Annotated in this window: 6 protein-coding genes; 4 read left to right on the forward strand and 2 right to left on the reverse strand. The window is 68.5% G+C overall.

Going from position 1 to position 6473, the window contains the following annotated elements:
- Positions 1-68: 68 nt before the first annotated feature.
- The gene (locus R4P95_RS07820) at positions 69-512 is read right to left on the reverse strand and encodes a ferritin-like domain-containing protein (protein WP_213571700.1); all 444 of its coding nucleotides are present in this window, start codon (positions 510-512) and stop codon (positions 69-71) included.
- Positions 509-1042: a hypothetical protein gene (locus tag R4P95_RS07825; protein WP_213571701.1), complete on the reverse strand. Its 534-nt coding sequence runs from the start codon at positions 1040-1042 to the stop codon at positions 509-511. Before R4P95_RS07825 ends, R4P95_RS07820 begins: the two co-directional genes overlap by 4 nt.
- A gap of 207 nt (positions 1043-1249) precedes the next feature.
- Here R4P95_RS07825 and rimP point away from each other — a divergent pair, with 207 nt between their 5' ends.
- The 4 genes from rimP to infB all read left to right on the forward strand — a co-directional run bounded on the left by rimP (position 1250) and on the right by infB (position 6341).
- Entirely contained in the window at positions 1250-1822 is a 573-nt protein-coding gene (gene rimP / locus R4P95_RS07830) for a ribosome maturation factor RimP (protein ID WP_213571702.1), read from the forward strand.
- The gene (nusA, locus tag R4P95_RS07835) at positions 1819-2850 is read left to right on the forward strand and encodes a transcription termination factor NusA (protein ID WP_109330833.1); all 1032 of its coding nucleotides are present in this window, start codon (positions 1819-1821) and stop codon (positions 2848-2850) included. Before rimP ends, nusA begins: the two co-directional genes overlap by 4 nt.
- 44 nt (positions 2851-2894) lie before the next feature.
- Positions 2895-3248, forward strand: a complete 354-nt coding sequence (locus R4P95_RS07840; RefSeq protein ID WP_213571703.1) for a YlxR family protein — start codon at positions 2895-2897, stop codon at positions 3246-3248.
- Between the two features lie 105 nt (positions 3249-3353).
- The gene (gene infB, locus R4P95_RS07845) at positions 3354-6341 is read left to right on the forward strand and encodes a translation initiation factor IF-2 (RefSeq protein WP_317746538.1); all 2988 of its coding nucleotides are present in this window, start codon (positions 3354-3356) and stop codon (positions 6339-6341) included.
- Positions 6342-6473: the final 132 nt, after the last annotated feature.

The following is a 6473-nucleotide window of genomic DNA, read 5'->3' on the forward strand; positions in this document are numbered from 1 at the left end:
CGAGAACGAGCCGCGTGGGTGTGCGCATCCCGGTGGCCGGGAACCGGGTCGTCGGGGCCTGGGCGCGGTTACGGTTGGCCGGGGAAGACCGCTGTCGTGGGGTCTGTTCCGAGCGCGAGCCGCCAGCCCGCCTCCCGGATCGCCGACTCCGTCAGCCCGGCGACACCCAGCGACCGCGTGTCCTCCGTCTCGCCGTGCTCGACGACAGCGCGCCAGGCGATGGCGGTATCGGCCTCTACTCGTGCGGCGAGCTGGGCCGCCGAGACAGGGTCGGTGACCGGGAACGGCAGGGTGTAACCCGCCTCGGCGGCCGGGGCCGTCAACTCTGCGGCCGTCAACGTGTCGATCAGGGCGTCGCGGCGTGCACGGTGGCCCGCGGCGCCGGCAGCCACTTGATCCGCACGAACCGGATTGGAGAATGCAGCGACCACCCCGTAAGCGAATACTGCGGCATGCTCGGCGGCGAGTGCGTCGGCGAGACTCCGCCCCTCGGATTCGGTAGGAGCGGTCACGACAGCACCACCGCCAGGTAGGTGGCGCACGCGGCGCTGATGGACGCCGACAGCCCGGCGCGGTAGCCACTCAGAGTCCGCGCCGAATCAGCTGCACTGCGCTGGGACTCGGCGAGTTCGGCGCGTAGCTGATCCAATGTCGGCGGGGGAACCGGCACGGTCGGTGCCGCGGACGCGGACGGCGAGGTGGTCGGCGTCGTTCCGTCCGGATAAGTTCCTGCAGCTCTAGCTATTTCGGCGTCCAACGCGTCTGCGTGCGCGGTGCGCTGGACGCGGACGAGGTCGAGCGCGGCGCTGCGGTCGGGGAGCAGTGCGATCGCGGCCGCAGCGCCTGCTGCATCACGTCGGGCAAGCTGAGACTGGGCGACGAGGGAATCGACCTCTGCCCGGTCGTTCGTGTCCTCGGTGCACCCCGCCAATAGGGCGACACCGGTGGCACCGACTGCGGAGACTGCTGCGAGCCGGAGAGCGGCGCGCCGGGACACGGCCGGGCCGAACGTCGGCGGTCGGGAGGCGGTGGGCGTGAGCACCGGTCCATGGTGCCAGGTCGGGTGGCGAAGCCGGGAATCGGCGAGCGGTGCTGGTCACGGAAGCCTCCGATCAGCGTTACTCTTAGATGCCCGAACCCGTCGGAACGGGTAGCGGTGCCGCGTGCGCCCAGCACGTGACACAGCAGCCCCAGACTTCCGACGAACGACCCGCCCGACGAACGACAACTGAAACGAGGAGCTTTCCCGATGCCGGTTCCATCCAAGGAGAGGGTGACGGAGCTCATCTCCGACCTGGTGCACAGCCAGGGTTACGACTTGGAGGACGTTGCCGTCAACCTTGCGGGCAAGCACAGCGCGGTCCGGATCATGGTGGACAGCGACGCCGGGCTCGAGCTCGATGCCGTGGCTCGCCTGAGTCACACGATCTCGGAGGTCTTCGACTCGGTTCCCGACTTCGGGGAGACTCCGTACACGCTCGAGGTCACCTCTCCCGGTATCGACCGGCCGCTCACGCATGAGCGGCACTGGCGCCGGGCCCGCGGCCGGAAGGTGCGCATCGACCTTCCGAACGAGACCGTCGTGGGCCGGATCGGTCGGTGGGACGACGACGCAGTCGAGGTGGTGATCGGGTCGCGCTCCGGGCCGGAGGTTCGCCGAGTATCCGTGTCGGACATCGAGAAAGCCATTGTGCAGGTGGAGTTTTCGAAGCCCGACCCGCGAGAGTTGGAGCTCGCAGGTGGAATACCCGAGGGTCGGGTGTCGCCGTCCGACTCCGATATATCGGAAGAGGAAGAAGTAGCAGAGGAGTTGGACAAGTGAATATCGACATTGCGGCGTTGCGCGCCATCGAGGCTGACAAAGGCATTTCGATCGAAACCGTCATCTCGACGATCCAGACGGCGCTGCTGACGGCCTATCGGCACACCGAGGGCCACAAGAATCATGCGCGGATCGACGTCGATACGAAAAGCGGCATCGTGCGCGTGATGGCGCACGACGTCGACGCGGACGGCAACATGGTCGGCGAGGAGTGGGACGACACCCCGGAGGGCTTCGGCCGCATCGCGGCGACCACCGCGCGTCAGGTCATCCTCCAGCGCCTGCGCGACGCCGAGCACGAGCGGAGCTTCGGTGAGTACTCCACCCACGAGGGTGAGATCGTCGGCGGTGTCATCCAGCGCGACACGCGGGCGAATTCCCGAGGCATGGTCGTCGTGCGGATCGGCAGCGAGGCCAACGGTGCCGAGGGGCTGATACCGCCCGCCGAGCAGGTTCCCGGCGAGACCTACGAGCACGGCGAGCGTCTCAAGTGCTACGTCGTGGGGGTGTCGCGGGGGCAGCGCGGACCACAGATCACCCTTTCCCGGACACATCCGAATCTCGTCCGGAAGTTGTTCGCGCTCGAGGTTCCGGAGATCGCGGACGGGTCGGTGGAGATCATCGCCGTGGCGCGGGAAGCGGGCCACCGGTCGAAGATCGCCGTCGCGTCGCGCGTCTCGGGACTCAACGCGAAGGGGGCGTGCATCGGCCCGATGGGCCAGCGCGTGCGGAACGTGATGAGTGAACTCGCCGGCGAGAAGATCGACATCATCGACTTCGACGAGGATCCCGCCCGGTTCGTCGGCAACGCGTTGTCGCCGTCGAAGGTGGTGTCCGTCACAGTGGTGGATCCGGATGCGCGCGCGGCGCGAGTCGTCGTCCCCGACTTCCAGCTGTCCCTCGCGATCGGCAAGGAAGGGCAGAATGCCCGTCTGGCTGCGCGCCTGACCGGTTGGCGGATCGACATCCGCAGCGATGCGGCGCCCACCCCGGAGTCGGCCGACGGACCCGCCGCGACCACTCGTTGAGCGTGGAATGCGGAGATCGGGGCGAGTCGGCGGTAGAGTGGTCAATGGTTCAGCATGAGCTCCCGGATTTCACGCGCGCCAGTGCCGGTTCGCCGGTACGGACGTGCATTGGATGTCGAGAGCGCGCGCTGGCTCTCGATCTGCTCAGGGTCGTGGTAAGTGAGAGTGGGCCGCAAGGCCATATACTCGTTCCCGACCCACGACGTAGGCTTCCCGGACGAGGTGCGTGGCTGCACCCCGATCAGGCTTGCCTGAGTCTCGCGGAGCGACGCCGAGCCTTCGGCAGAGCGCTGCGAGTCACCGGAAGTGTGGATACGTCAGAGATCGAACATTGGGTACGAGCAGAACGCACACGCAGAGCAGTACCTCTCGAACAGAACAGGCACAAGCACTCATGAGCACACCGTGAAGCACCAGCGATGATCGTCCATCGGAGATAACCCGAGGTCGTGCGGGCCCCTGTCAGGGGAGCCTCCTGCTCGACCTCATCAGTGAGGAGAGCAGTGGCAGGCAAGGCCCGCGTGCACGAGTTGGCTAAAGAACTCGGTGTCACAAGTAAAGAACTACTCGCAACGCTCAAGGAGCAGGGCGAGTTCGTGAAGTCGGCGTCCTCCACAGTGGAGGCGCCCGTTGCCCGACGTCTGCGGGAGTCGTTCCCGAAGTCTTCGTCGCCCGATTCAGCGGCACGCCCGGCGGCCAAGCCCGGCGCGCCGGCGCCGAGCGCACCGTCGACGACGTCGGCCAAGCCGGGCGGACCCCGTCCCGGCCCCAAGCCGGCAGCTCCGGCTCCGGCAGCTCCGGCTCCGGCAGCACCCGCACCGGCGGCCCCGGCTGCATCAGCTCCCGCAGCCACGCCTGCGGCGCAGGCTCCGGCGGCGCCCGCAGCAGCGGCTCCGGCAGCTCCCAGCAGCAGTGCACCTAGCAGCAGTGCACCTACCAGCAGTGCACCGATCAGCAATGCGCCGAAGCCGGGTCGCCCGGCTCCGGCCGCGCCGGCACCCGCTGCGCCGTCGGCTCCGGCCGCCAGTGCGTCCGCGGCTCCGTCCACCGGCGCAAAGCCGGGTGGGCCGCGACCGGGCCCCAAGCCTCCGCGTGTCGGTAACAACCCGTACTCGTCGGCTCCGGCCGAGCGTCCGGCGCCGCGTCCGGCTCCCGGCGCACCGCGTCCCGGTGCTCCTCGACCCGCTCCGGGTCAGGGCGGTCCTCGTCCGGCTCCGGGTCAGGGCGGTCCTCGTCCGGCTCCGGGTCAGGGCGGTCCTCGTCCGGCTCCGGGTCAGGGTGGACCTCGTCCGGCTCCGGGTCAGGGCGGTCCTCGTCCGAGTCCCGGTTCGATGCCTCCGCGTCCGAACCCCGGCGCGATGCCGGCACGCTCGGCTCGTCCCGCTCCCGGTGGTGGTCGTCCCGGCCGTCCCGGCGGCGCTCCCGGTGGGCGTCCCGGCGGTGCGGGCGGCGGCGGTGGCTACCGCGGTGGCGGTGCCCCCGGTGCCGGTGCCGGTGCTCCCGGTGGCGGCGCACCCGCAGGTGGTTTCCGCGGCCGTCCCGGTGGCGGTGGACGCCCCGGTCAGCGCGGTGCAGCAGCGGGCGCGTTCGGTCGCCCCGGTGGCGCCCCGCGTCGTGGTCGCAAGTCCAAGCGTCAGAAGCGCCAGGAATACGACTCCATGCAGGCGCCCGCCGTCGGTGGCGTGCGGTTGCCCCGTGGCAACGGCGAGACCATTCGCCTCGCTCGCGGTGCTTCGCTTTCGGACTTCGCGGAGAAGATCGACGCGAACCCGGCCGCCCTCGTGCAGGCGTTGTTCAACCTCGGTGAGATGGTGACGGCTACCCAGTCCGTCAACGACGAGACCCTCGAGCTGCTCGGCGGCGAGATGAACTACGTCGTCCAGGTCGTCAGCCCGGAGGATGAGGACCGTGAGCTGCTCGACAGCTTCGACCTCACCTACGGTGAAGACGAAGGCGGCGAAGAGGACCTCATGTCCCGTCCGCCGGTGGTCACCGTCATGGGCCACGTCGACCACGGTAAGACCCGCCTGCTCGACACGATCCGTAAGGCCAATGTCCGTGAGGGCGAGGCCGGCGGTATCACGCAGCACATCGGTGCCTACCAGGTGCTCACCGAGCTCGACGGCAACGAGCGTCTCGTGACGTTCATCGACACCCCCGGTCACGAGGCCTTCACGGCCATGCGTGCTCGCGGTGCCAAGGCCACCGACCTCGCGATCCTGGTCGTCGCCGCCGACGACGGCGTCATGCCGCAGACGGTGGAAGCGATCAACCACGCCCAGGCGGCCGATGTGCCGATCGTGGTCGCGGTGAACAAGATCGACAAGGAAGGCGCGAACCCGGACAAGATCCGGCAGCAGCTCACCGAGTACGGGCTGGTGGCCGAGGAATACGGCGGAGACACCATGTTCGTCGACATCTCGGCGAAGCAGGGCACCAACATCGATGCACTGCTCGACGCCGTGCTGTTGACGGCGGATGCTGCCCTCGACCTGCGGGCCAACCCGGATATGGACGCACAGGGTGTCGCTATCGAGGCGCACCTCGACCGTGGACGCGGACCCGTCGCGACCGTGCTCATCCAGCGTGGAACGTTGCGGGTCGGTGACTCGATCGTCGCCGGCGACGCCTACGGCCGTGTGCGCCGGATGGTCGACGAGCACGGCGAGGACGTACTCGAGGCAATGCCCTCACGTCCCGTGCAGGTGGTCGGTTTCACGTCGGTCCCCGGTGCAGGCGACAACCTGCTCGTGGTCGACGAGGATCGCATCGCCCGTCAGATCGCCGACCGGCGCAATGCGCGTAAGCGCAACGCTCTGGCCGCGAAGAGCCGCAAGCGGATCAGCCTCGAGGACCTCGATTCGGCCCTCAAGGAGACGTCGCAGCTCAACCTCATCCTCAAGGGTGACAACTCCGGAACCGTGGAGGCACTCGAGGAGGCGCTGCACGGCATCCAGATCGACGACGAGGTGCAGTTGCGCGTCATCGACCGTGGTGTCGGTGGCGTCACGGAGACGAACGTCAACCTGGCCGCTGCGTCGAACGCGATCATCATCGGGTTCAACGTGCGCGCCGAGGGCAAGGCGACCGAGTTGGCGAACCGCGAGGGCGTCGACATCCGGTACTACTCGGTGATCTACCAGGCAATCGACGAGGTCGAGAAGGCCCTCAAGGGCATGCTCAAGCCGATCTACGAAGAGGTCGAGCTGGGCAAGGCGGAGATCCGCGCGATGTTCCGCTCGTCCAAGGTCGGCAACATTGCCGGTTGCCTCGTCACCTCGGGTAGCATCCGTCGCAATGCAAAGGCCCGGCTGCTGCGTGACAACACGGTTGTCGCCGAGACCGTCACCATCTCTTCGCTGAAGCGGGAGAAGGACGACGTCGTTGAGGTACGCGAGGGTTACGAGTGCGGTTTGACGGTCACCTACACCGACATCAAGGTCGGTGACGTCATCGAGGCCTACGAGCTTCGGGAAAAGCCGCGTGACTGATCTCCCTTTTCGAGTGGGGTGACGTAGCAGCGTTATCCGGCGTGGGGGGGGGGCGGGGCGCGGGGGGGGGGGGGGGCGCCCCCCCGCCCCCCCCCGCGGGACGGGTGTGGTGGGGGGGGCGGGGGCCGGCCA

Origin of the sequence: Rhodococcus sp. IEGM 27 (assembly GCF_033142305.1) — a bacterium.
Classification (GTDB): Bacteria; Actinomycetota; Actinomycetes; order Mycobacteriales; family Mycobacteriaceae; genus Rhodococcus_F; species Rhodococcus_F oxybenzonivorans.

Bases quoted from the DNA above. Each gene is read 5' to 3' on its own strand.
- R4P95_RS07840 (WP_213571703.1), top strand. From the start codon at position 2,895: ATGGTTCAGCATGAGCTCCCGGATTTCACGCGCGCCAGTGCCGGTTCG.
- rimP (WP_213571702.1), top strand. From the start codon at position 1,250: ATGCCGGTTCCATCCAAGGAGAGGGTGACGGAGCTCATCTCCGACCTG.